Source organism: Psychroflexus torquis ATCC 700755 (assembly GCF_000153485.2).
In the GTDB taxonomy this organism is placed as follows: domain Bacteria; phylum Bacteroidota; class Bacteroidia; order Flavobacteriales; family Flavobacteriaceae; genus Psychroflexus; species Psychroflexus torquis.
In genome coordinates, this window is record NC_018721.1 from 1,463,168 (window position 1) to 1,484,555 (window position 21,388).

Sequence of the window (21,388 nt, forward strand, 5' to 3'; positions counted from 1 at the left end):
TTGGCTTTAAAATAAAAAGATAAAACAAAATAAAAAGTTTTGGCTAATTGCTTAATCGGAAGTTTATTATTTTTAATTCCCGAATTAACCATAACCGAGACGTTGGCAAAATTAAAAGCAGACAATTATGAAACAACAAGACATCGACCAGTTTTTACTTGAACATCCAATCACATACGATTCTGTTCGGGTGGACTTTGTTGACAGCTCTTTCAAAGTTGGGTTCTTCGAGAATCTCGTTGGTGACTTTGACGACCTAAGACGAAAAAATCAATGGCGGTTCATTGAAAAAAACTACTCTGTGGCATACAGGGACAGTGACAATGACCCAAAACACACGACAATCATCAACGGAGACACCGTTGACAAACTGACAATTTTGTAAAAACCTAAAAGGACATAAAATGAAAAAACGTTGCACAACAAAACCTATAAGCAATATCGCCCTACGGGTCGCTATTGCTCATAGCTAAACCGTTAGTAAACATTGAAAAGAACACATGCGAGAAACTAAACCTACACTTTTACTATTTGATGATTTAATTGAAACAATTGAAATTGCATTAAAAGAACTTGGTTCAATTTATTCTAAGCTTAATTCTTTTGATAAAGAGGAATATATATTAAAAGGAACGTTTGTTTATTTAATATCTCTTTTTGAATCATCAATTACAGAATGTTTAAAACGATATTTAATAGCCTTCCCAAGTGAGATAACAGATGGTCAAGTAACTGGAAAGTAAATATGTGATAGACACTGTTTTTGCATCCGATGTTATAGAATTTATTATTGATGATTTTATTCAAAAATACACTTATGAAAGTGTTAATGAAATAATGTCTCGGACATTTAAATTATTAGGAATCGATTCGAATAAAATTAAGTTTGATAATAAAGGTTTAATTGAAAAGAAAGAACGTCGTAATATACTTGTTCACAATAATTTGAAAATAGACAAGAAGTATATCCGAATTACTAAATGTGAACCCAACAGAATAAGAAAACAACTTGAAATTAGTAACGATTACATTATTGAAACTATTGAGTTAATTCAAGGTATTTTGAGTCAATTTAAAAATGAACTTTCGATAAAATATTCTCAATACAATAGGTCTCAGTTATTGAGGAGTGTCTGGGGCTATGTTTTTGACTCAGAACTTTTAAAATATGATGACTATTGGAATGAAAGTAGCTCGTTCATTTTTGAGAACAAAAAGAAATTTGATATTAACTGGTTGTCTTCAGGCGAAAAAACAATGTTAGCATATTGGATTCAGCATTATTCCACTGGAATAGTTGATCGCTATTTTAAATTTGAAGATATGAATATGGCTGTTTACAGTATGAAACATATGAATTTTCTAGTTGAATTTTTCAATAAGTATCCTTTTATATTAAAGCATGGCTAAACAACATTTGCTAACAATAGCTCATAAAGCATAGGCTTGCCGTTATGGGTTATTAAAAAATTTCTGCAGAAAATGAATTGGCAAGAATATGAAAAATATGTATTTGAAAATATAAAAGACAGTTTTCCAAATGCTGTTTGCATATTTAATAGTAAAATATTAGGAAAGTATTCCAAAGGCACTAGACAATGTGACGTCCTTGTAAAACAAAATATAAAAGGTAAAGAACATCTAATTTTAATTGACGCTAAATATTATTCAAAAAAAATTGATGTAAAAAGTGTAGAAGATTTTATTGGAATGTCAAATGACGTAAACGCAGATGAGGGTATTCTCGTAACACCACACGGATATACTAAACTTGCATATTATCGAGCCGAAAATGACCCAAGTCAAATTTTACTTGACATATTGACATTAGAGCAATTAAAAAACTATCAAGGATATTGCGCTATTCCTTATGCTGGAAATCACGCAGTATTATTATCTCCTGCTTTTGGTTGGGTGATTGATGGAAGACAGATGTTTGGAAGTTTAGCTTTAAGTTACAGAAAAGGGTTTGATTTCGACAAAGCGTTTGCCGAAAAAGAATTAATCTACTTTAACATATGGAATACCAAAGAAGATAAGTTAACAGTTGTAAAATTATTTGAAAATCAAATAGAATTGCTTTCAGAAAGTTCAAATGTTTTAGAGTCTAATATTGAGAATGTGGAAGTTAATGGAAAGAAATTAACAACACGTAAGACCATAATTGAAAATTACATATCTCCTGAATATGCATGTGCCATTGAATACCCAAATTTTATTTTCTTTGGAGTGTTATTGTCCGAGAATAATAGAGAAAGTGTAAATTTCAATAAATTAAAGCAAATGATTTCCAAAACACTCCCTATAAAAGTTAAACATTCAAAAAAAACAACACACAACAAAGTACTGTGGCTAAAAACAAGTAAAAACTTATTAATTTTTCACTTGTTTTTATATTCTTTATCATAAATCAACCCTGATTTTGCAATGGCAAAGGCTTATTTTAAGAGGGTATTGCAGACCGCAATTAATGCTAGTTTCTACTCTTTCCTTTGGCTACTATCCGCTCGTAAAGATCTCTACAAGCCTTGTTGTACCTGCACATAAATAATAAATTACGAAGTTTTTGATTGCCCATTTTACTAATTCGAGGTTGGTCTTTTACACTGCTACCACTTTGCCTAATCACTGGTGTTAGACCAGCATAACTGCATAGTTCTGCTGCACTTGTAAACCGATCAAAACCACCTGTTAAAACCACTAACATAATTGATGTTTTAGGTATAACACCTGGACTAGTTTTTAAACGAGTTAATAGGTCTTGATGTGATTGTTTTACTAAAACTAACAACTTATCCTCTAAGGTTTTCATCTCTTTTTTAAGTTGTGTTAAACTCCGTTTTAAGGACCTTACAACTGCTTTACTTGGCTCTCCCAAAACAGCTTCTCCATGTAATTTGTTTTTTAACATGGTGCTCTGCTTTGTATATACAGATAGTGCTCTGGTGATTTGAAGACATTCCATCTCATCCTTTGTGTTACCATTCCACATACATTACGCTTCCCTCCTATACCTTGGATTAACTCAGGACAGGCTAGCTTCAGGCAAAACGTATTTGCCTACACTCATTTCTTTGAAAAATAAAAGATCATGAGCTCCTTGGGGGTTTTCATTCACATTATAAAAAGAAACTTTTAAAATAAATTTTTCAGAGAAACTGTAATAACAACTTTCGCTTTTACCAAATCGAATTCCGAGATTCATAGATACCCAAAAATTATAACGCCTGAGTAAGGCTCAAGTAATCCTGCAGTATAAATGCGGGAAAGTCGCCACTCAAACTAGTATAGTATATTTTAATCAGGGAATATATTGTTACTGTGGATGTAACCAAAATTTAGGTATTCACAAGTTGTGTGTCTATGGATTCGATTTAAATAAGCCTATTGAAACAGTGGCCAAATCTGAGTTTGGAAATTTTCTAATTCCGTATTCTTCTGAGCTTAACCCAGCTTCTCGAATCACTTTTTCAAACTCATCAACTTCAAGGATATACTGGTCTGAATACCCATGTGTTAAATCATAAGCTGTTGCCGCTGTTTTGCCAATATTTTTCGCAATAAGCTCGGGGTTTACCGTGTGCAGCTCAATCAGCAATAAACCAAATTTTTGAACATACGGAGTCCATTTTTTAATATGTTGTTTTAAAGATTCTGAAACTAAATTATTGTCTAATCTTTTGCCTTCAAAAGTATAGGCGCCGGATGAAGAACTCACTCTTAAGTTTTTGTTTTCAGCAGGGGTTTTCCAAATTCTATTATGATCTAAAAAAGTACGTACATTAAGTAAATTTTTTAAATCAATATCATATTTTTCCTGTAAATCTTGAGCCAAAAGATCGGGGTCTCCAATATCTCCCCAAATAATCTTTGCCCATATGTCCGCCTGAATTAAATTTGCTCTAGATGCCTTTAAAGCAGCTTCATTATAATCTACACCAATTATTTTTAAGGGGTGTTCTTCTAAGACAGTACCTCGATAGGTTTGATTTTCGATAACAGTAAATAAATGCTTTAGAAAGGCGCCATTTCCACATCCTAAATCTAGAATTCCATTAGGTTGTTCTTGAATTGGTTTATTGAAAAGATCAATAACAATTTCATCAACCACTTTAAAGTAGGCGGCATGTGCACCGCCACTTCCCCAAACATTCATTTCTCTATCAACGTGTTTTTCTTCTTTTTCATTGACAGATTTTTTAAGCACTAATGGGTTTCCAAAGATAAGATCGTCCAATTTTCTGAGTGTTGGAATGTAAGAAACGGTCACGCCATAAGCACTTGCTCTTTTCGCAAAAAACAATCCATATTCAGTAAATTCATAAGAGTCATTGATAATATTAAACCAACCAAAATCAGCTAAAATATCGAGAAATCGTTCAAAGTTTATGTGATTCTGATGAAATTCTTCAGGTTTAAACCTAGTTTCCATAAAATACTTGTGAAACATCCCGCTGATTCCTAAATGAACAATGGTTGGCCCCACAATAATTCCTTCGATGTGAGTAAGAATCTGTTCTTGTATCGTTCTCTTTAATTTGTTCTCTGACAACTCAAATCCGAAGTTTTTTTTATGTTTTTTATAAATACTTTCCAGCTTCAAAAAAGGAGCCATCATAAATTTTATAGGATGATAATTTTCAGACAGATGCAAAAGATCTAGAGCTTCTTCGTAGAGGAAAAAATGATTAAAAGCGATTTCTGATGTATCATTTATTTCAAAAGTGATGTTGTTTTTCTGATTATCCACATGTTGATTTAACCAGCCTTGTGAGCACAAACCTCTTAAAGCAACATTTAAATACCCTTCATTTGCATTGAATTTTGCAGCTAATGTTGTAAGGTCTACCTTTTTATGCAATAATAGATACTCTATAATACCGTGTTTTTTTAAGGAATAAGCAGTTGGGGTAATAACAATGCCATCAAGATGACGAAACAATTTGCTGCGTAATAAAACTGACTTTTCTTTAGAAATCATAAAGTTGCTATTTATTTATAAAGTATAAAGCTAGCGTATAATTTGTTTGAATCATACTATTATTAGCTGTTATAGCACTAGGTTGGTTAATTATATTTTGAGTTCAATTATATGTATCAATATTTTAGAGTAAATTTTGTAGGAATTGTTTTGAAGGAAAATCCTAATTTTTTATATATGAATCCATTTAAATTCAAGCCATACACATTGTCGCTTCGTAAAAATCGTGTTTACTCGCACCACTTCTATTTAATAGAATAGGAGTTCGTGAACCGCAAGCGGTTTCTTCAACAGAGTAGAAGAAACTTTTAGAATAAATTAAAAAAACTGCACTAACAGCTTTCACTTTTAACCAAATCGAGTTTCATAAATACCCAAAATAGTAAAGCATGAGTAAAGCAAAGTAATCCCGCATTAAAAATGCGTGACGGGCACCACGCAGTATAGTATATTTTCAATTAGGGATTATCCAGTGGATGATTCATCATTAAAAGCAATTTAGCAGAATCACATATTTAGTAATTACTCGGTTTTTATTTAAATACAAAAGTGTGATTCCTACATAATCAATGTATTATCATCCTTTATATCCTATTCTTTTACATGTATTTATCAAAAAATATTTTTAACCTCATCACTATTCTTTCTATTATTATCAGAATCCGTATCGATTAACTTACTATAAGGGTCTACTCCTACTTCGGTTGGTTTCTGATTTACAATAATGGTAACTGTATTGTGTATCGCCGTAATTTTGTGCTTTTGTAAATACAATTCGACATCCTTCTTTTCACCATCAATTTCTTCTTCTCCAAAAATACCGATATCAATATAATCGGCTAATGGGAGTGAACTTATCTGGCCGCCAGAATTAGTTTGATACGTTAAAGATTGGATGCTGTCATCACTAAAAGTTTTCTTTCCTTTTGCATCACTTCTATACTTACTAACATTGAATTCTATATCTACTCGATAGGTTCCATTGTCTAATTTTGTAGTTTTATAATCAACTACATTGTTTTCATAAAGGGTAATGGTCTCGAACATGTCTTTAATAACGTACTGTAGCGAGTCTGGCGTAACTTCTCTTATATAGTCAACCAATTCTATTGAAGTGGTATAAGGAGGGCCTTGAAACTTATTTTTTTCTACTAACTTACGTAATGCGCTATTCACGTTTTCTTCCCCTATATAATCACTCAAAGCATAAAAAACTAAGGCTCCTTTGGAATAGTTTATATAATGCTGACCTGTGTTATACATCAACGGAGATTCACCAGAAATTTCATCACCTCTTTCAGACAAATAATGATCCAGGGCATACTTTAAGAATTGGCGCATCTCCGATTTTCCATATCGTTGCTCCAACGCCTTTAGTCTCACATAATCAGATATACTTTCCGTAAGCACTCTCGCTCCTAACACATAGGCTCCCATCACTTGATGTGCCCACCATTGGTGTGCCACTTCATGTACTGTCACTGCAAAAGGGTAATCGATTCCTCCTTCCTCAGTATCAACCACATCAGCTATAAATCCATGGCTTTCGGAAAATGGAATGGTATTGGCAAATGCACTGGCGCCACCAGCTATTGTAGCTGGATATTCAATGATTCGAACTTGCTTATGTTGGTAGGTACCAAAATTTGTAGAATTGTACTCTAGTGAAGCTTTCATTCCAGCCATCATTCGATCCAAGTTATATTCATGGCCTTTATGATAGTATATTTCTAAGTTAACTCCATTCCAAGTATCTTTTTTGATCTCATATCTTCCTGAATTAAAGGAATAGATGTTTAGTATCTTACTGTCCATTTTATAATGAAAATAACGACGTTCACCTTCAAACCATTCTTTTTGCAAATATCCTGGGGCAATGGCTATTTGATCTTTCGCTGTACTTATAGTCGCTTCAAAATCTATCCAATCTGCATCGTTGGAAATCATATTGTTTCCTAATGCAGTTGTATCTGAAGGGTGTCTCATAATGTCGATAGGAGTCAATCCTTTTTGTCTTCTAATAGTGGAATCTTTTATACTTGAATGACGATAACCAATCGTTGGCAATAATTTTGATTTGGAAATGTATGTGCCATTTCCAAGAACAAGAGGATTACCATGCAACATAGTGTTTGGCTTGTTTTTAATTGTAAAACGTAATTCCAAACTATCCCCAGGCTGTAGAGATTCTTTTAATTGATAAATATCAAACCTATGCTCTGTATCTTTAGAAACAAGGGTATGCGGTCTATTAAACTTAAAAGTACTTGGGTAATCTTTATATTTCAAGAAGACACTATCTATTGCTACTTCCGACTTGTTTACCAGAGTATATGTACCAACAAGGTCAAAATTTAATGTCTTAGGAAAAATATTGAAATTTACATTTACAGAAACAATTCTTGGCTGTTTATAGGCTTGATACTTTTGATACCTTTTCTCCCATTGTACATTGTGTTCAAATTGCTCTATTTCTGAACCCGTTGTGTTAAGCGTATTGTTCTCATAATAAATGCGAGATCCCATACTTAAAAATCCTATGAGAAGTAACCCAAACCCTATCATAGTTTTTCGCTTAAAGCGAAATTTTGCAATGGATACCCTTTGACGAAAAGAATGTGGTAATCCTCTCACCAAAAATAACCCTGTTATAATTAAAAGAAGCATGCCTGCCAATAGCCAATAGACTCTATATATAAAATAACGCGATAGATAATCCCCATATCCATTCATATCTGAATAACTATACCAAGATCCTGCAGTATACTTAAAAACAGATTGTTCAATACCTATTAAGTTTGTTAATGGTGTGCTTAGGATTAGAAAGGATATGATTAATAAAAATAATCCGATGTAAAGGTTTCTTACTAATGTTTGCACGAACATGGCTAAAAATGCCCACAACATATAGTAACTGAAATTTAAGACAAATAAGTCAAAAACATAATGTAACAATTCGAAATGAGTGTAACCCTTGTACATTTGATAAGAAATCCCCACAATCATAATAACTGCTAGCATTACTAATTGCATTTTTAATAAGGCCAATAACTTAGATACCAACAAAGTCCATTTTGGAACTGGTGTTGAGTCAACAAGTTCATTAATAGTAGCGGTTTTAGTTCTATGATTAAGTATTCCTGCATATAAGAATGTACAGATTATGATGGCTAACATGTACCCCTCGCTATATTCCAGCATTTTCCAAGTCGTTGGATATCTAAAAGTACCGCGAAAACTCCCAGAGCCTATATATTCCATCAACAAAACAATTATTCCGATAATTAGGATAGCGCTAAAAGAAATACTTTTAGTAATGTATGGCTCTAGTTTAGGTCTGCGTTGATATTAAGTTTTCATATCTAGATTCGATTTGATTATACCGTTTCAATGTACCTAGAGCAATTGTTTCTTCCACAAAGGCGTTGGCTCTATCGCTTCTAGACTTTATATTTTCCTTTATTCGATACCAATTCATATATTGTTGTAGATATTTTGTTGATACTCCCCAAAAGGTATTTTCAATCCATTTTTTAACTCTATTGTGAGTAGAATTAACGTGTTGTATGTGATACTTTCCTTTTACTCTTTCTCCTTTTGATGCATTTACGATGTGGAACTCTGTTTCGCTATCTTTGGCAAACCCTTTATAACTGTGATGGGCATCGCTACACAATATGGTTATATCCTTTATAACACGTTTACCGATAGCATTTTCTATATCTACTTTTCCTATTCGACCGAGTTTAGCCACGCTAAGGTCTAATGTTGATTTTCTATCCTGTGTTACAATTACCGCAACTTGATCTTTACTTATACCTCTCTTTTTAGACTTACCGCCTCTTTTTCTTGATTCCCTATCTTTTACCTCCATACCTTTTTCTGATCTTAGGAAAAAGGTTTCGTCACTCTCTGTAATACCTGTAAAGTTGTCTTGGTCATCGTCATTTTTAGTATCGAATGAAGCTAATATCTTATGACGCCAATCAAAGGCTGTCTTTTTATTGATGCCTAATTCTGAACTTATTTTATCTAAACTTTTTTCTTGAACCATAAGACTTAAATAAGATGAAATCATATCCTTTCTTTGAAGTCCCGCCATCCAAGTGCCAGTATATTCAGTAAAGCTTCTATTGCAAGACTTGCACTTATAGCGCTGCGAGCCTTTGTCAACTCCAAAACGAACATATTTTTCATGTAAACAATGTGGGCATCCGCCCATTTTATTATCTAAAATATGGCGACGGGAAGCCCGCTCAACCAATTGATTATGCTCAAGTGAATCTGTAATATCCTTTAACAGATTATCACGATCTAGAGTGGATAGTGATAGTATTTCCTCTTTTAGATTATCTATGTTCATAATCTAAATATACATATAATAGCTGTATTAAACTAGAGCCTTATTTTTTTAAAATTGACATTAGATAGCTTCCATGTTGTTTTAAGGTTATGAATAAAAGAAAAATTTAGTTTTACTTCTGATAATTCCACTTTGGTAAGACTGCCGAAATTACTTTTAGTTGACCTCTTTCCTTTTAGTTTTCTTTTAAATGAAAAGAATACAGGTTGCTGACTAAAAGAAAAAAACCTGAAAGATATCCCAAAAACTAAAGTAGCAACCATTAACCATAGCAGTCTGTTATAAATAATGAATCCTTCAAATGGCAAATCCAAATTATTTTGCTCTGCCACTGTCCAATATTTTGTATAATAATTAACTGCAGATGCTCCAGTTGGGTTTAACAATGCAGAAAAGGATTCATAATTTGGATTTGTTAGCAAGGTCGCCATTATAATTTGCAATATTAAAAGCACTATAAAGGCAATAAAACCTGCTGTAATATTTCTTGTGTACGATACAACCGCAAATACAATAGCACCATACAATAAAATATTAGGAAGTAAATACACTAGATAGGTTTTCAAATAGGTCATAAAATTAAAAGCCCCAACTAGATCTGGATCAATGCCAGGTAGATTAAACCCTATGATTATTCCAATACCAATTATGAAAACGATGCTTGTAACAATGGCGATACCACTAAAAAATTTCGCAAATAAATAATTAGCCTTCGTAAATGGATACGAATATAAAAGTTCATGCATTTCACTCTTAAAATCCTTATAAATGGTTACACCGATTATAGAAGGGAATAAAAAGAATATTAATACTGTTAATGTGTTGTATATGTTATAAACACCTAGTGGAGAATTTACCAATTTTGGTAGACTGCTAGTGACATCAAGATTATTGAAAAACCCAGCAATACCTGAGGCTATTCCTATTGAAGCAATAAAAAATATAGTTAAGTAAATATAAAATGAAGGCTTTTTAAACCAGTAGTTTAATTCGTATTTGAAAATTGTAGAGAACATGGTCTTATTTTAAAGTATTAAGAAAAAATAGTTGGATTAATCAAGAATGAGTTCATCTTGCTTCAATGCCATAAAATATACGTCATCTAACTGTGGCTCAGATTCTTTAAAATCGTCACCCGGTTTTTCTGAAGCATATACTCTTACATTGAGGGTATTATCTTGATTATAATTTGAGGATAAGACATTGTACATCGTTTCTATTTTCTCTAATTCATCACGTTCAATAATTTTTGTCCAAATCTGACCTCTAATTTCATCAGTAGCTTTTTCAGGAGTCGTATGTTTTAGAATTCTTCCACCATTTAAAATGGCCATTTCATTGCACAGCTCTTTAACATCTTCAACAATATGCGTAGAGAAAATAACGGTGCTATTGGTGCCAATTTCACGCAATATGTTTAAAAACCGATGTCTTTCCGCAGGGTCTAATCCGGCTGTAGGTTCATCTACAATTATTAACTTTGGATTGTTTAATAGCAGCTGTGCGATACCAAAACGTTGTTTCATCCCTCCTGAATAGCCTGCAACATACTTTTTACGCACGTCATACAGATTGGTGATTTCTAGTACTTCTTTTACTAATTTTTGCCTGTCTAATTTCGAACTGACTCCTTTTAAAGTTGCAAAATAATCCAGTAAAGCTTCCGCAGACATTTTTGGATAGACACCAAATGATTGGGGCAAATAGCCTAATATTTTCCGTAGAGATAGATGCTCTTTTAAAACATTAATATCTCCAAAAGTTATTGATCCAGCATCAGGGCTTTGCAAGGTTGCAATGGTTCTCATTAGGGATGATTTTCCCGCACCATTTGGCCCTAAAAGTCCAAACATTCCCGAACCAATTTTAAGGTTTATATCGTCAATGGCTTTTACTCCATTTTTATAGGTTTTTGATAAGTTATTAATGACTAATTCCATGAGTATTCGTTTTTATATTGATGACTATTATAAATAGAGAAGGCGCTAATAATTACTACTTTAGAGTAGTTAGTTTCACCGCAGTTCCATAAGCAAGAATTTCCGATGCTGTGTCCATTACAGATGACGTTGTCAATCGTACATTGACAATGGCATCGGCTCCTTTTCTTTGCGCATATATGATCATTCTATCTATAGCTTGTTCGCGCGCTTCATTTAGCAAAGATGTATAGGCTTCAAGTTCTCCTCCCACTATACTTTTTAGTCCTGAGAAAATGTCCTGCCCAAGGTGTTTCGCTCTTACGGTACTCCTTTTTGCAATACCTAGTATTGTAGTAATCTCTTTATTTGATATTTTATCTGTTGTTGAAATAATCATAATTTTAAATGTATAGGTTTAAATTTTTAGACAAGGCTTCGCCAATAGCAGACCAATTTTTTGTGTTTAATCACCTTTTATAGATCCTTCTTTCGGAAATGTGCTATTGAATGGAAAAATGAAAATGAAAATAGAGTCAGCGCTATTATAGATAGGCCAAGAGGCTGGTTAAAATCTTCAATGACAAAACCCATAGTACGTTGTAATATCGTTTGAAGAAGCTGGGGAAATAATATCGAAAAGAGATAAAACCCCATAGCTACCATAAAGCTGAAACGAAAATAGGCAAAGTAAAAAAGAGCCAGGCCAATCAACAGATTCATCCAAGCAAAAACAATTATGTCTATGCTCAATGCATACTTTGGGTCGGCATCTAGACTAGTCAATAACAGATGATAAACAATAATATATATCAATAAATTGATCGTTATAATAGCTATAGAAATTAGAAATCGAGCGATCACCATCTCTTTTCTTGTAAGGGGTAAACTAGCTGTATGATTTCTTACTGCCTTATTTTTAAGTTCAGGCAAAAACGGTACAATTACCGTAAGAATGATAAAGGAGGTAACCCCTGAGGTAAACATTCGTGACAAGTTGGTATTGATGAAAATCATAAACATTCCCATGGTCAATGCCATAAGAGAAACTCCTAATATACGTGTACGGTATACCCTAAAATCTCTTGAAACCAGCTTTAAAATTATTTGAAGGTTCATATATCTTTCTTTTTAAAAATTTTGGTAGATAAAACTGTTGACCCTTTCATCATCAAGATAGTGAAAGCTGTAACTACAATTAATAAGGCCCACTTATTTTGATTTAATATCCAAGATATTCCTTCTGGATACCCATTCCATGAATGGTTGTAGTTGGCCATTAATACTACAAAAATCACGAATAGAATAAACTGTAATACACTATGAATAGCAACTCCTTTCATCAAACCAAACTTAAAGTAAATCGGGTACGAGTAGCTTTTGAACAGTAATAGTATCATAAATGCAGATATCCATATGATTGGGTTATTGATGATTTCCAATTCAGGATTTCCTAATCCTCCATGGAAATACACCACAACTTGGACGCCAAGAAAATGTAGAACTAATGCAAGTGCCAATTGCACAATAGAGCTTGTATACTTGGCTACTACAATCTGATTTCTTGTGACTGGCAGACTGATACAAAATTCATTCATTTTGTACATTTCATCAATCATCATAAACACTAAGGATACAGCACTACTGCTCAATAGTACTACAACAAAATAAATGACCAGCTCAGGATCTGCGCTACCATTTTCTTCAATCATATGGTATATAAACAACAGGCTTATGCAAAAAAGGATTGCTAAACTAACTAATTGATATAACCAATTTGCCCGAAAATCTTTAAGGATTAGCTGTAGCATTTTATGAATTCTTTTTTAGTTCTAAATTGGTATAAAACATAATATCTTCTAAACTAGCTTTCTCATAGAGTACCTTCTTTTCAAATATGCGCTCTGTAAGCACTCTATTTCGGCTAAGCGCTTCAAAGCCATATGCTCCTGTTCTAATGCCAACAAAACTCTTTCTAGTTTCATCGTCTAACAAATCATTGTCGCCTTTTACAATAACATACTGCTCAAAGACATCATCCTTCGTTTTAGAAAAAACTAGCTTTCCGTCATGGATATAGGTTATAAAATCGGCCACTTGTTCTATATCTGTTGTAATATGCGATGAAAATAAAATCGACTTATTTTCATCTTGCATTAGTTCCCTTAAAAAATCAAGTAGCTCTCTCCTCACCACAGGATCCAAACTAGAAGTAGGCTCATCCATTATAATAAAGTCGGCGTTATGGGATAATGCAATTGCTATGGAGCTTTTCATCGCCATTCCTTTTGAAAATTTCTTTAATTTTTTGTTTAGAGGTAGGTTGAAACGATGCACAAGATCTTTGAATGCTGCCTCGTCCCAGTTTTCATAAAAAGGGGCCACTGTATTTTTGAATTGCTTTAAATTGAGGTGTTCATAATGAATAGGAGTATCATAGACGAAACCTATTCTTTTCTTTATTTCTACTTCAAATTTTTGATGGTCTTTCTCAAAAATTTTAATCTCACCATGTTCCTTCATTACAAGATTCATAATCATCTTTATGATGGTGGTTTTCCCAGCACCATTTGGTCCGATTAGGCCCATTATATATCCTGTAGGTAATGAAAAGGACACGTCATCTAAGCAGAAATCGCCATAATCTTTAGATACTCCCGATACTTCTAATATATTACTCATTGTAATTGTGTTCTATTATTCATTATTATCATGATAAAGGATGGATAACATTTCCTGAAGTTCTGCAAAGGTAATCCCCAATTTCAGTGCTTCTGTAACTGTTTCTTCCATCATATCTTCAATGGATTTCATTTTCTTCTCTCTCAGTAATTCTTTGTTTTGGATGGCGACAAAAGTTCCTTTTCCGCCTACCACATCTATAAACCCTTCTTTTTCCAACTCTTCGTAAGTGCGCTTGGTCGTAATTACGCTTATATGAAGTTCTTTAGCCAACTTTCGAATGGACGGTAAACCATCTCCCTCTTTCAAATCACCTGCTATTATTTGGGCTTTTATCTGCTGACCTATCTGTTGATAAATCGGTTGAGATGATGCATTTGAAATTATTATTTTCATTTATCTACTGTTACTTTATCAATATAATTGTTAATACAGTTAATAGTGTATATACTGTACATATACAAATATATAAAATTATTTGAATTATTGATGTTTAAAATAAAAAAAAGCAGGGGGAAAACCAAAAAAGCTTGCTATAAACATCGTTAGAAATAAGATTTTATCAGTCAGCTGTCGCAAGATGATGTGTTTGTTTTGTAGGACTTTAGAATTTGTGCGTCTTAAAGGAATGATCACACAAGTAGGCAACTCTTCCAGAAAAAATAGGGTAACAAGCTGGATGGGAAGCCGCATGCCGCTTACTTCTCAATGAGGTGAGTTGCTGCCTGAAGTCAAGTCCTTAAAAGATGTTAAAGCAAGGCAACATCAAGAAAATATCGTACCTCAAAATCATGAATTCTTAATAGAGACTTTCGAAACCCGAGGATATCATTTGGTATTTTATCCTTTTAAAGGAAGATTGGTCCACATGGCAATGGCTGGACTAATTGCTTACCGCATTAGTTTATTGCAACCTATACGCTTCTCACTGGCCTATAACAATTATGATTTTGAGATTTTAAGCAATTAAGAATTTGACATGCAAAATGTGCTGGACAATAACCTCATTACTGCAGATATGATTTTGGAAGATCTAGAAACCAGTGTCAAGGCTACAGAGCTCGCCAAAATAAAATTTAGGGATATCTCTATTATCGCAGGACTGGTCTTTGGAGGTTATGCCAACAAAGCGATCCAGATAAAACACCTACAAAGCAGCAGTGAGTTATTATTTGAGGTCTTTAGAGATAATGAACCAGATATTCTGCTTTTTAGACAGGCCTATATAGAAACCTACGAACAAGAAATTGAGAAATACCGATTGCGAGAAGCTTTTGAACGTATAGAAAATCAAACCATCGTCTGGAAAGCCTGCAAACAACCTATACCTTTTTCTTTTTCTTTCCCTATCTTCACTGACCTCTTGCGCGAAAAATTAAGCAGTGAAAAACTAACCGATCGCATCAAAAGGATGAAATCAATTTAGGAATAATTGTTGTTACCATGATTTACATTCCTTAAGTTTGTTACAAAAATAAAATATACGTCATGTTTTTAAATTATAATATTGTGAAATTACTATTTATGTTATTATTCACCGCATTTGCAACTGCGCAGACTTATGACACAGTAAATTTCCAAAACCCTACAGGACGTCAAAATATTGATTATAATAATGAGATGCAAAAAGGAATGCGTGTTTTAAAAAGAACAGATGGATCCCTTATTCTAGGTGGTCGTAGCGGATCCAACGCAAACATTATGAATGACTTTTTGCTTATTTGTGTCAATCAAGATGGTACTAGATGTTCCGATTTTGGAATAAACGGTGTTCAAGATGATTCAGGTTTTTTCATTTCTACTGTATATGACTATGCGATCCAAAATGACGACAAAATTATTATATCGTCTAACTTTAATAGTGATTTAAATGTGATACGTTTGAATAGTGATGGCAGCAGGGATGTTACCTACGGCAACAACGGAATAGTAACGATACCAACTCCTTCAGACGCGATAGGTTTTGCTGGAAATGGAAAAATTTTTACTTTAAATGATGATAAAGTTATCGCAGTGTTGAACTACAGGTTTTCGGTTTCTCCCTCTCGATACAAAACTGCAGTCTATAAAATAAACACGACAGGTGTTGTAGATAACTCCTTTGGTACATCTGGCATGCTCAGTTTAGATTACGGTGGTTTCTCAAGCTTTTGCAGTGATCTATTTCAATCGGGAACATCTCTACATTTACTTTCGGGAGGTATCCCTAGCGTTGGAACAGGTAGAGTAACACATCTACAAAAAATAGACTTAAATGGAGTACCTGATAGCACTTTTGGTATGAATAGTATTCTTGAAATCTCAAACGTAAACTTGAGTGCTGCAATTGACATTAAAGGCTCGACAATCGCTCTTTGTGGTTTAGGTTTAACTGTGGGACTCTTCGATAGTACAGGCAGCCCTATTTCATCGTTTGGTGCCGAAGGAGTCGAAGTTTATAATATCACAAACGGGCAAGATTTTGGGCGAGATATAATCATACAGCCTGATGGTAAATTATTAGTTTTATTTAGAGGAAGAATGGGAACTGTAGGAGAAGACGGATTATTAATGCGTTTACTTGCCGATGGCACTTTAGATACTAGTTTTAATGATCCTATTAGTAGCACTGAACCAGGAGTGTTCTCCATGAGCATAGGATTAGGGAATAATTCACAAGATAACATGTTGTTAACAGACGATGGAACCTTATTTGTTATAGGATATGCTAACTTTTTTAACCCTACTGGATTTGATATAATAATTAGTAAATTACTAATTCTAGACGGTACTTTGAGCACAACGGACGTTTTAAGTAATAAAGTTAGGATATATCCCAATCCTGTAAATGACCTATTAAATTATGAAGGTATTGAGGACATTAGTAAAATTAACATATTTGACTTGACCGGTAGAAAATTACTTACTTCTATTCCTAATCAACAACAGTTTATAAATCTAACTTCCTTAGCTATTAAAAATGGCTTGTATATAATCCAATTCGAAACATTAAAAGGCTTTATTACTAAGAAATTTTTAAAATCTAATTTATAAGTAAGCTTTCTCTGTATGTAGACAGGCATTCATTTTGGTAAAGTCTAATTTATATTCTGATATCTCTTATTGATTAAAATTTAAACTTTCTTCACTTGTATAAATAGACATTTATACAAGTCTATGCCCTTTTCTAGTCTTCACACCTATCCATCATATTTCTTCTTTGAACCGCTACTTGACTTCTAAAACTCATCCTGTTTTCATGTGCTTTGTTACTTATGCGTCCATATCTGGTGATGATATCAAATCTATCTACTGCGATCTCCCAAAACTTATTACTAGCACCTTATGCAAATTCGTGGCGTTTGAAAGAAAAGTAATTGGTAGTTTTAGGACTCTCTACCCCCACAAGTTTAATACCGATTTGAACCTATAATGTCACCACGAATCGTTTTACCGATACAAATTCGGCACAGGCTTTTTCGCCTGGTTTTTATCAAAAATAATCGCTGTAGCTAAGGCAATACTAATTATTTTTAACTTGAATCAATCAAAAGACCTGTGCTGAACTACGTCGTAGTATAACTCAATTTATATATATGCCTTATAAATTTAATTTGGTATTAGTTGATAACTAGTAGAACAACCCATACATAAAAAACTACAGTTCGGAAATTAAAAATATGCTAAAGGAGCTTTTTCCCCTAGTTTTGAACAACTTAATTAAACTTGAAAAATGGAAAACACGATACAGGTTTTAATTTATATTCATGCAACATTTGGCGGGGTTGCTTTGCTTGCTGGTTTAGTATCTACAATTGCAAAAAAAGGGAAAACAATTCATAGGAAATTTGGATTAATTTTCTTCTATTCCATGATGTTATCTGGAATAATAGCTATGATAGTCGCTGTTTTGCCCAATCACGAAAGTCCATTTTTATTTGCTGTCGGAATTTTTAGTTTATATTTTGTTTTAACGGGGAATAGAGCTTTGAAATTCAAAAGAAGAAATCCTGATTTGAAGATTGATAAATGGATATCCATCAGTATGATTATAACTGGATTTTTAATGATTACACTACCTATTATACTTACAAATAGTATACATATAGTTTTGGTAGTATTTGGAATAGTTGGGATGATTTTTTCAATTAAAGATTTAGTATTGTATAAAAATCCTGATCGATTGAGAAAAGGATGGTTAAAAATGCATTTAGGTAAAATGCTAGGGGGGTATATTGCTGCAACGACGGCATTTGTTGTAGTGAATCAATTTTTTCCGAGTTTTTATGGTTGGTTTATTCCTGGGGTTATTGGTGGACTTGTAATAGCATACTGGTCTAGAAAAATAAATAAAAAAACAGTTTCTAGAGAATAACTCAGCATATCGCCAGCCAGCAGTGTGCTACCTTTTCTGTATGATCCAAGGCTATATAGTATCTAATCGGAAATTAAAAACTCTTAAAAATTTTCTTAAAATCGTTTTCTTTTATTTTAGTTTGTGAGTTTTTGTCTGTATGCAGCAGCAATTATACATTCACAGAACAAGCAATTAAAAATGAGAGATTACTTAAAATCATTTAACATACTTACAGATGAAGACATTGATGTGTTCGAAAGCAAAGTAATTCGCAAAACATTAAAAAAAGGCGATTATTTTGTCCAGGAGGGAAGGACTTCTAAAGAAGTAGCCTTTGTTGTTTCTGGGTTATTTAGATCCTTTTATTATTCATCTGCAGAAGAAGAAGTCACCTATTGTTTTACGTTTTCTAATACATTTGTTAGTGCCTATTCTTCATTTTTATCACAAACCAAAACGGTAGAGAATATTCAAGCCCTTACAGATATTGAGTTGTTTAGTATTTCAAGAGATGAGATTTTAAAGTTAGAGAAATCAAGTACCAATTGGCTTCGATTCTTCAAATTCATCGCTGAACAAGAATATATAAAAATGGAAAAAAGAATCTTCATATTGCAAAAAGAAAGTGCTGAAAAGCGGTATGAAGACTTACTTAAAAACCAACCTCAATATCTACAATTAATCCCTCTGAATTATTTATCCTCTTATTTAGGAATTACCCAGCGGCATTTAAGTCGCATCAGAAAGTCGATTTCGAATTAGACATATGTCCTTTTAAAGGAGTTACATCCTTGCGTTCTTTGTGTAGAAATAAAGACAAATTATGAAACAAGTTTTAATCATTAATGGACATCCCGACAAGCAGAGTTATAATTATGCACTAACGGAAGCTTATTTAAAAGGGGCCAATAAAACCAAATTAGACCTATAATGACGCAATAAATCGTTTCTTTTTCGCCTGCTTTTCATCAAAAATAATTACCGTAGCTAAGGCTATGCTAGTTATTTTTTATTTCAATCAATCAAAGAATAATTCAATTTATTCATACGGCATTATAAATATAATTTGGTATAAAACCAATGCCATTCTGACTCAAATTAACATTGCAGACTTGGATTTTAATCCTAATCTGGAGTTTGGGTAAAGAAAAAGAACAGAACTAGAACTGGATTTACTTGAGGCTATAGAAAAAATTAAAAAAGCAGACCATAGTGTTTGGGTGTTTCCGATGTGGTGGTATGGATATCCCGCATTGATGAAAGGATTTATCGACCGTACATTTTTACCAGAAATCACCTTTCAACCTATCCAAGGAAAAGCACTGCCAAAAAAATTATTGAAAGGAAAAACAGCAAGATTCATTATAACAGCTGACACCCCTAAATGGTATAATTTCCTATTTATGAAAAGCCCTGCTATCAATCAATTCAAAAAAGGGACTCTAGAGTTTTGTGGGAGTATACCAAATTAGACCTATAATAACGCAATAAATCGTTTCTTTTTCGCCTGCTTTTCATCAAAAATAATTACCGTAGCTAAGGCTATGCTAGTTATTTTTTATTTCAATCAATCAAAAAACCTGTGCTGAGCTACGCCGTAGTATAATTCAATTTATTCATACGGCATTATAAATATAATTTGGTATTAGTCCTGTTAAAGTGACCTATATTTCAACGGTTAAAAATTCAAAAACTGACTACAGGGAAAAGTGGTTAAAGAAAATAGCCTTTTTAGGTGAAAAATTAAAATAGATGTTATTGGTAAATAATCAAAATACAAAGTGTGGTATTTTTTAAAATTTATAGTTTGGTGTAATTTTATCAGATCTTTAAATTCAAGATTTAAAGATCTGATAAAATACAAAATGATAAGAAAGGCTTAAAAATTTGACTTTTTTTTAAATCAAAATGAGTTACATTTATGACTTAAATCCCCCTATTTTTAATACCCTTCATTTCAAATTCAAGCATGACATTTGAGAAAAATAAATTCTTCAAAAGAATAAAGTGGAAAAAATAAAACTAGATACCACCATTTATGGTTTTGATAATGACTACAAGCATAACAAAGACATTAGAGCAAGTTTCAATATACTGACAGAGATTACATTTGGTTTCAGTATGGAAGAATGGTATTTAAATGGATATTGGAGTGATAAATATATTCCTTATTCATTGTTGCATGAAGATAAGATTATATCTAATGTGTCCGTTAACATAATTGAGTTTATTATTGAAGAAGAGAAGAAGATAGGTGTTCAAATTGGAACTGTAATGACTAAAAAAGAATACCAAAATCGAGGACTTAATAGATTTCTTTTGGAAAAAGTAGTAGATGAATGGAAAGAAAAGTCAGACTTTATATATCTTTTTGCAAATGAAAGTGTTCTTGAATTTTATCCTAAATTTAATTTTGAGATAGTAAATGAATATCAATATTCAATATCAGTTAACGATAATGGAAGTAGTTCATCAATAAAAAGGCTTAATATAGAAGATGCCATAGAGAAAGAGTTTCTAGAAGAAACTTTAAAAATGTCAGTCCCGATTTCAAAGGTATCTATGCATGACAATGCCTCTTTAATAATGTTTTATTGTTTATCTATTAAGAAAAACAGCATTTACTATATTGATGAACTTAAAGCAATCGTTATTGCTAACTTTGAAGGTGATACGCTTTATCTAAATGATGCATTTTGTGTAGAATATTTGAATTTAGGTGATGTCATTCAAGCCATGTCTGGTAAAGATGTAAAAAAAGTAGTTTTAGGATTTACTCCTTTAAACGAAACGAGTTATGATAGAAGTTTATTAAAAGCAGATGATACACTGTTTATGTTAAAGGACAAGGTTGGTTATTTCAAAGACAAACATTCGATGTTTCCGGTTTTATCCCATGCTTGAATAAAAACTATTAGTTTAATGAAAAGAGAAGAAATAGCATCTTCCAACATTTTATATAAGTAATACTAGCTACGAAGTTGATGCGTTTTCATCATAAAGTCTCCTCAATTCCCAGATAACAAAGCCGTGTTGGAATAGCCTATTTTAAGCCGCTGTCAAAAGCTATTATGCCTACTGAATTTTTTATTATTCAAAAATATAAG

The 21,388-nt window shown here is 32.8% G+C and carries 20 protein-coding genes and 3 pseudogenes; 11 read left to right on the forward strand and 12 right to left on the reverse strand.

Annotated elements, in window-relative coordinates; translation table 11 throughout:
• Positions 1–127: 127 nt before the first annotated feature.
• From P700755_RS06385 to P700755_RS06400, 4 genes are all read left to right on the forward strand, one after another.
• Entirely contained in the window at positions 128–385 is a 258-nt protein-coding gene (locus P700755_RS06385; protein WP_041758177.1) for a hypothetical protein, read from the forward strand.
• A gap of 115 nt (positions 386–500) precedes the next feature.
• Complete coding sequence (locus P700755_RS06390; protein WP_041758179.1) at positions 501–743, forward strand: hypothetical protein; 243 nt, start codon at positions 501–503, stop codon at positions 741–743.
• A 4-nt stretch (positions 744–747) separates the two neighbouring features.
• Positions 748–1,410, forward strand: coding sequence for a hypothetical protein (locus P700755_RS06395; RefSeq protein WP_041758180.1), 663 nt, complete (start codon positions 748–750; stop codon positions 1,408–1,410).
• A gap of 72 nt (positions 1,411–1,482) precedes the next feature.
• Entirely contained in the window at positions 1,483–2,409 is a 927-nt protein-coding gene (locus P700755_RS06400) for a restriction endonuclease (RefSeq protein ID WP_015023918.1), read from the forward strand.
• Between the two features lie 32 nt (positions 2,410–2,441).
• Here P700755_RS06400 and P700755_RS18665 read toward each other — a convergent pair.
• The 11 genes and pseudogenes from P700755_RS18665 to P700755_RS06455 form a co-directional block, all read right to left on the reverse strand.
• A pseudogene (locus P700755_RS18665) lies at positions 2,442–2,992 on the reverse strand (transposase); the annotation flags it as partial.
• Between the two features lie 369 nt (positions 2,993–3,361).
• On the reverse strand, positions 3,362–4,981 hold the full coding sequence (locus P700755_RS06415) for a class I SAM-dependent methyltransferase (protein WP_015023919.1): 1,620 nt from the start codon (positions 4,979–4,981) through the stop codon (positions 3,362–3,364).
• Positions 4,982–5,593: 612 nt separating this feature from the next.
• A complete protein-coding gene (locus P700755_RS06420; protein WP_015023920.1) occupies positions 5,594–8,242 on the reverse strand; it encodes a M1 family metallopeptidase in 2,649 nt (882 codons plus the stop codon).
• A 70-nt stretch (positions 8,243–8,312) separates the two neighbouring features.
• Positions 8,313–9,344, reverse strand: coding sequence for an IS1595-like element ISPto1 family transposase (locus tag P700755_RS18670; protein ID WP_015022784.1), 1,032 nt, complete (start codon positions 9,342–9,344; stop codon positions 8,313–8,315).
• A 32-nt stretch (positions 9,345–9,376) separates the two neighbouring features.
• Positions 9,377–10,360, reverse strand: coding sequence for an ABC transporter permease (locus tag P700755_RS06425; RefSeq protein WP_041758182.1), 984 nt, complete (start codon positions 10,358–10,360; stop codon positions 9,377–9,379).
• 36 nt (positions 10,361–10,396) lie between these two features.
• Positions 10,397–11,284: an ABC transporter ATP-binding protein gene (locus tag P700755_RS06430; RefSeq protein ID WP_015023921.1), complete on the reverse strand. Its 888-nt coding sequence runs from the start codon at positions 11,282–11,284 to the stop codon at positions 10,397–10,399.
• Between the two features lie 55 nt (positions 11,285–11,339).
• Complete coding sequence (locus tag P700755_RS06435) at positions 11,340–11,663, reverse strand: YbjQ family protein (protein ID WP_015023922.1); 324 nt, start codon at positions 11,661–11,663, stop codon at positions 11,340–11,342.
• Between the two features lie 77 nt (positions 11,664–11,740).
• On the reverse strand, positions 11,741–12,382 hold the full coding sequence (locus tag P700755_RS06440; RefSeq protein WP_015023923.1) for an ABC-2 transporter permease: 642 nt from the start codon (positions 12,380–12,382) through the stop codon (positions 11,741–11,743).
• A complete protein-coding gene (locus tag P700755_RS06445) occupies positions 12,379–13,074 on the reverse strand; it encodes an ABC-2 transporter permease (protein WP_015023924.1) in 696 nt (231 codons plus the stop codon). The genes P700755_RS06440 and P700755_RS06445 overlap by 4 nt, the downstream gene beginning before the upstream one ends.
• Before the next feature lies 1 nt (position 13,075).
• Positions 13,076–13,945, reverse strand: coding sequence for an ABC transporter ATP-binding protein (locus P700755_RS06450; RefSeq protein ID WP_015023925.1), 870 nt, complete (start codon positions 13,943–13,945; stop codon positions 13,076–13,078).
• A gap of 15 nt (positions 13,946–13,960) precedes the next feature.
• Positions 13,961–14,341, reverse strand: a complete 381-nt coding sequence (locus P700755_RS06455; RefSeq protein ID WP_015023926.1) for a GntR family transcriptional regulator — start codon at positions 14,339–14,341, stop codon at positions 13,961–13,963.
• Positions 14,342–14,777: 436 nt separating this feature from the next.
• Between P700755_RS06455 and P700755_RS19145 the strand changes: the two are divergent.
• Positions 14,778–15,371: pseudogene (locus tag P700755_RS19145) on the forward strand (hypothetical protein).
• A gap of 83 nt (positions 15,372–15,454) precedes the next feature.
• Positions 15,455–16,978, forward strand: coding sequence for a T9SS type A sorting domain-containing protein (locus P700755_RS06470; RefSeq protein WP_169314464.1), 1,524 nt, complete (start codon positions 15,455–15,457; stop codon positions 16,976–16,978).
• Positions 16,979–17,111: 133 nt separating this feature from the next.
• Here P700755_RS06470 and P700755_RS21225 read toward each other — a convergent pair.
• Positions 17,112–17,252: pseudogene (locus P700755_RS21225) on the reverse strand (hypothetical protein); the annotation flags it as partial.
• 405 nt (positions 17,253–17,657) lie between these two features.
• On the opposite strand from P700755_RS21225, the gene P700755_RS06475 reads away from it, so the two are divergent.
• The 5 genes from P700755_RS06475 (at position 17,658) to P700755_RS06490 (ending at position 21,185) form a co-directional block, all read left to right on the forward strand.
• Positions 17,658–18,299 (forward strand): DUF2306 domain-containing protein, encoded by a 642-nt coding sequence (locus P700755_RS06475; protein WP_015023928.1) that lies wholly within the window; start codon positions 17,658–17,660, stop codon positions 18,297–18,299.
• Positions 18,300–18,479: 180 nt separating this feature from the next.
• A complete protein-coding gene (locus P700755_RS06480; protein WP_015023929.1) occupies positions 18,480–19,043 on the forward strand; it encodes a Crp/Fnr family transcriptional regulator in 564 nt (187 codons plus the stop codon).
• Positions 19,044–19,104: 61 nt separating this feature from the next.
• On the forward strand, positions 19,105–19,212 hold the full coding sequence (locus P700755_RS19875; RefSeq protein ID WP_245536010.1) for an NAD(P)H-dependent oxidoreductase: 108 nt from the start codon (positions 19,105–19,107) through the stop codon (positions 19,210–19,212).
• 235 nt (positions 19,213–19,447) lie between these two features.
• Complete coding sequence (locus P700755_RS06485) at positions 19,448–19,753, forward strand: NAD(P)H-dependent oxidoreductase (protein WP_342626355.1); 306 nt, start codon at positions 19,448–19,450, stop codon at positions 19,751–19,753.
• 535 nt (positions 19,754–20,288) lie between these two features.
• The gene (locus P700755_RS06490) at positions 20,289–21,185 is read left to right on the forward strand and encodes a GNAT family N-acetyltransferase (protein ID WP_015023930.1); all 897 of its coding nucleotides are present in this window, start codon (positions 20,289–20,291) and stop codon (positions 21,183–21,185) included.
• Positions 21,186–21,388: the final 203 nt, after the last annotated feature.

What these genes read in the sequence shown, in the direction of transcription:
- P700755_RS06455 (WP_015023926.1), bottom strand. Translation starts at nt 14,341, where the DNA reads ATGAAAATAATAATTTCAAATGCATCATCTCAACCGATTTATCAACAG.
- P700755_RS06440 (WP_015023923.1), bottom strand. Translation starts at nt 12,382, where the DNA reads ATGAACCTTCAAATAATTTTAAAGCTGGTTTCAAGAGATTTTAGGGTA.
- P700755_RS06420 (WP_015023920.1), bottom strand. Translation starts at nt 8,242, where the DNA reads ATGGAATATATAGGCTCTGGGAGTTTTCGCGGTACTTTTAGATATCCA.
- P700755_RS06415 (WP_015023919.1), bottom strand. Translation starts at nt 4,981, where the DNA reads ATGATTTCTAAAGAAAAGTCAGTTTTATTACGCAGCAAATTGTTTCGT.
- P700755_RS06445 (WP_015023924.1), bottom strand. Translation starts at nt 13,074, where the DNA reads ATGCTACAGCTAATCCTTAAAGATTTTCGGGCAAATTGGTTATATCAA.
- P700755_RS06385 (WP_041758177.1), top strand. Translation starts at nt 128, where the DNA reads ATGAAACAACAAGACATCGACCAGTTTTTACTTGAACATCCAATCACA.
- P700755_RS06425 (WP_041758182.1), bottom strand. Translation starts at nt 10,360, where the DNA reads ATGTTCTCTACAATTTTCAAATACGAATTAAACTACTGGTTTAAAAAG.
- P700755_RS06480 (WP_015023929.1), top strand. Translation starts at nt 18,480, where the DNA reads ATGAGAGATTACTTAAAATCATTTAACATACTTACAGATGAAGACATT.
- P700755_RS06450 (WP_015023925.1), bottom strand. Translation starts at nt 13,945, where the DNA reads ATGAGTAATATATTAGAAGTATCGGGAGTATCTAAAGATTATGGCGAT.
- P700755_RS06475 (WP_015023928.1), top strand. Translation starts at nt 17,658, where the DNA reads ATGGAAAACACGATACAGGTTTTAATTTATATTCATGCAACATTTGGC.
- P700755_RS06430 (WP_015023921.1), bottom strand. Translation starts at nt 11,284, where the DNA reads ATGGAATTAGTCATTAATAACTTATCAAAAACCTATAAAAATGGAGTA.
- P700755_RS18670 (WP_015022784.1), bottom strand. Translation starts at nt 9,344, where the DNA reads ATGAACATAGATAATCTAAAAGAGGAAATACTATCACTATCCACTCTA.
- P700755_RS19875 (WP_245536010.1), top strand. Translation starts at nt 19,105, where the DNA reads ATGAAACAAGTTTTAATCATTAATGGACATCCCGACAAGCAGAGTTAT.
- P700755_RS06435 (WP_015023922.1), bottom strand. Translation starts at nt 11,663, where the DNA reads ATGATTATTTCAACAACAGATAAAATATCAAATAAAGAGATTACTACA.
- P700755_RS06390 (WP_041758179.1), top strand. Translation starts at nt 501, where the DNA reads ATGCGAGAAACTAAACCTACACTTTTACTATTTGATGATTTAATTGAA.
- P700755_RS06400 (WP_015023918.1), top strand. Translation starts at nt 1,483, where the DNA reads ATGAATTGGCAAGAATATGAAAAATATGTATTTGAAAATATAAAAGAC.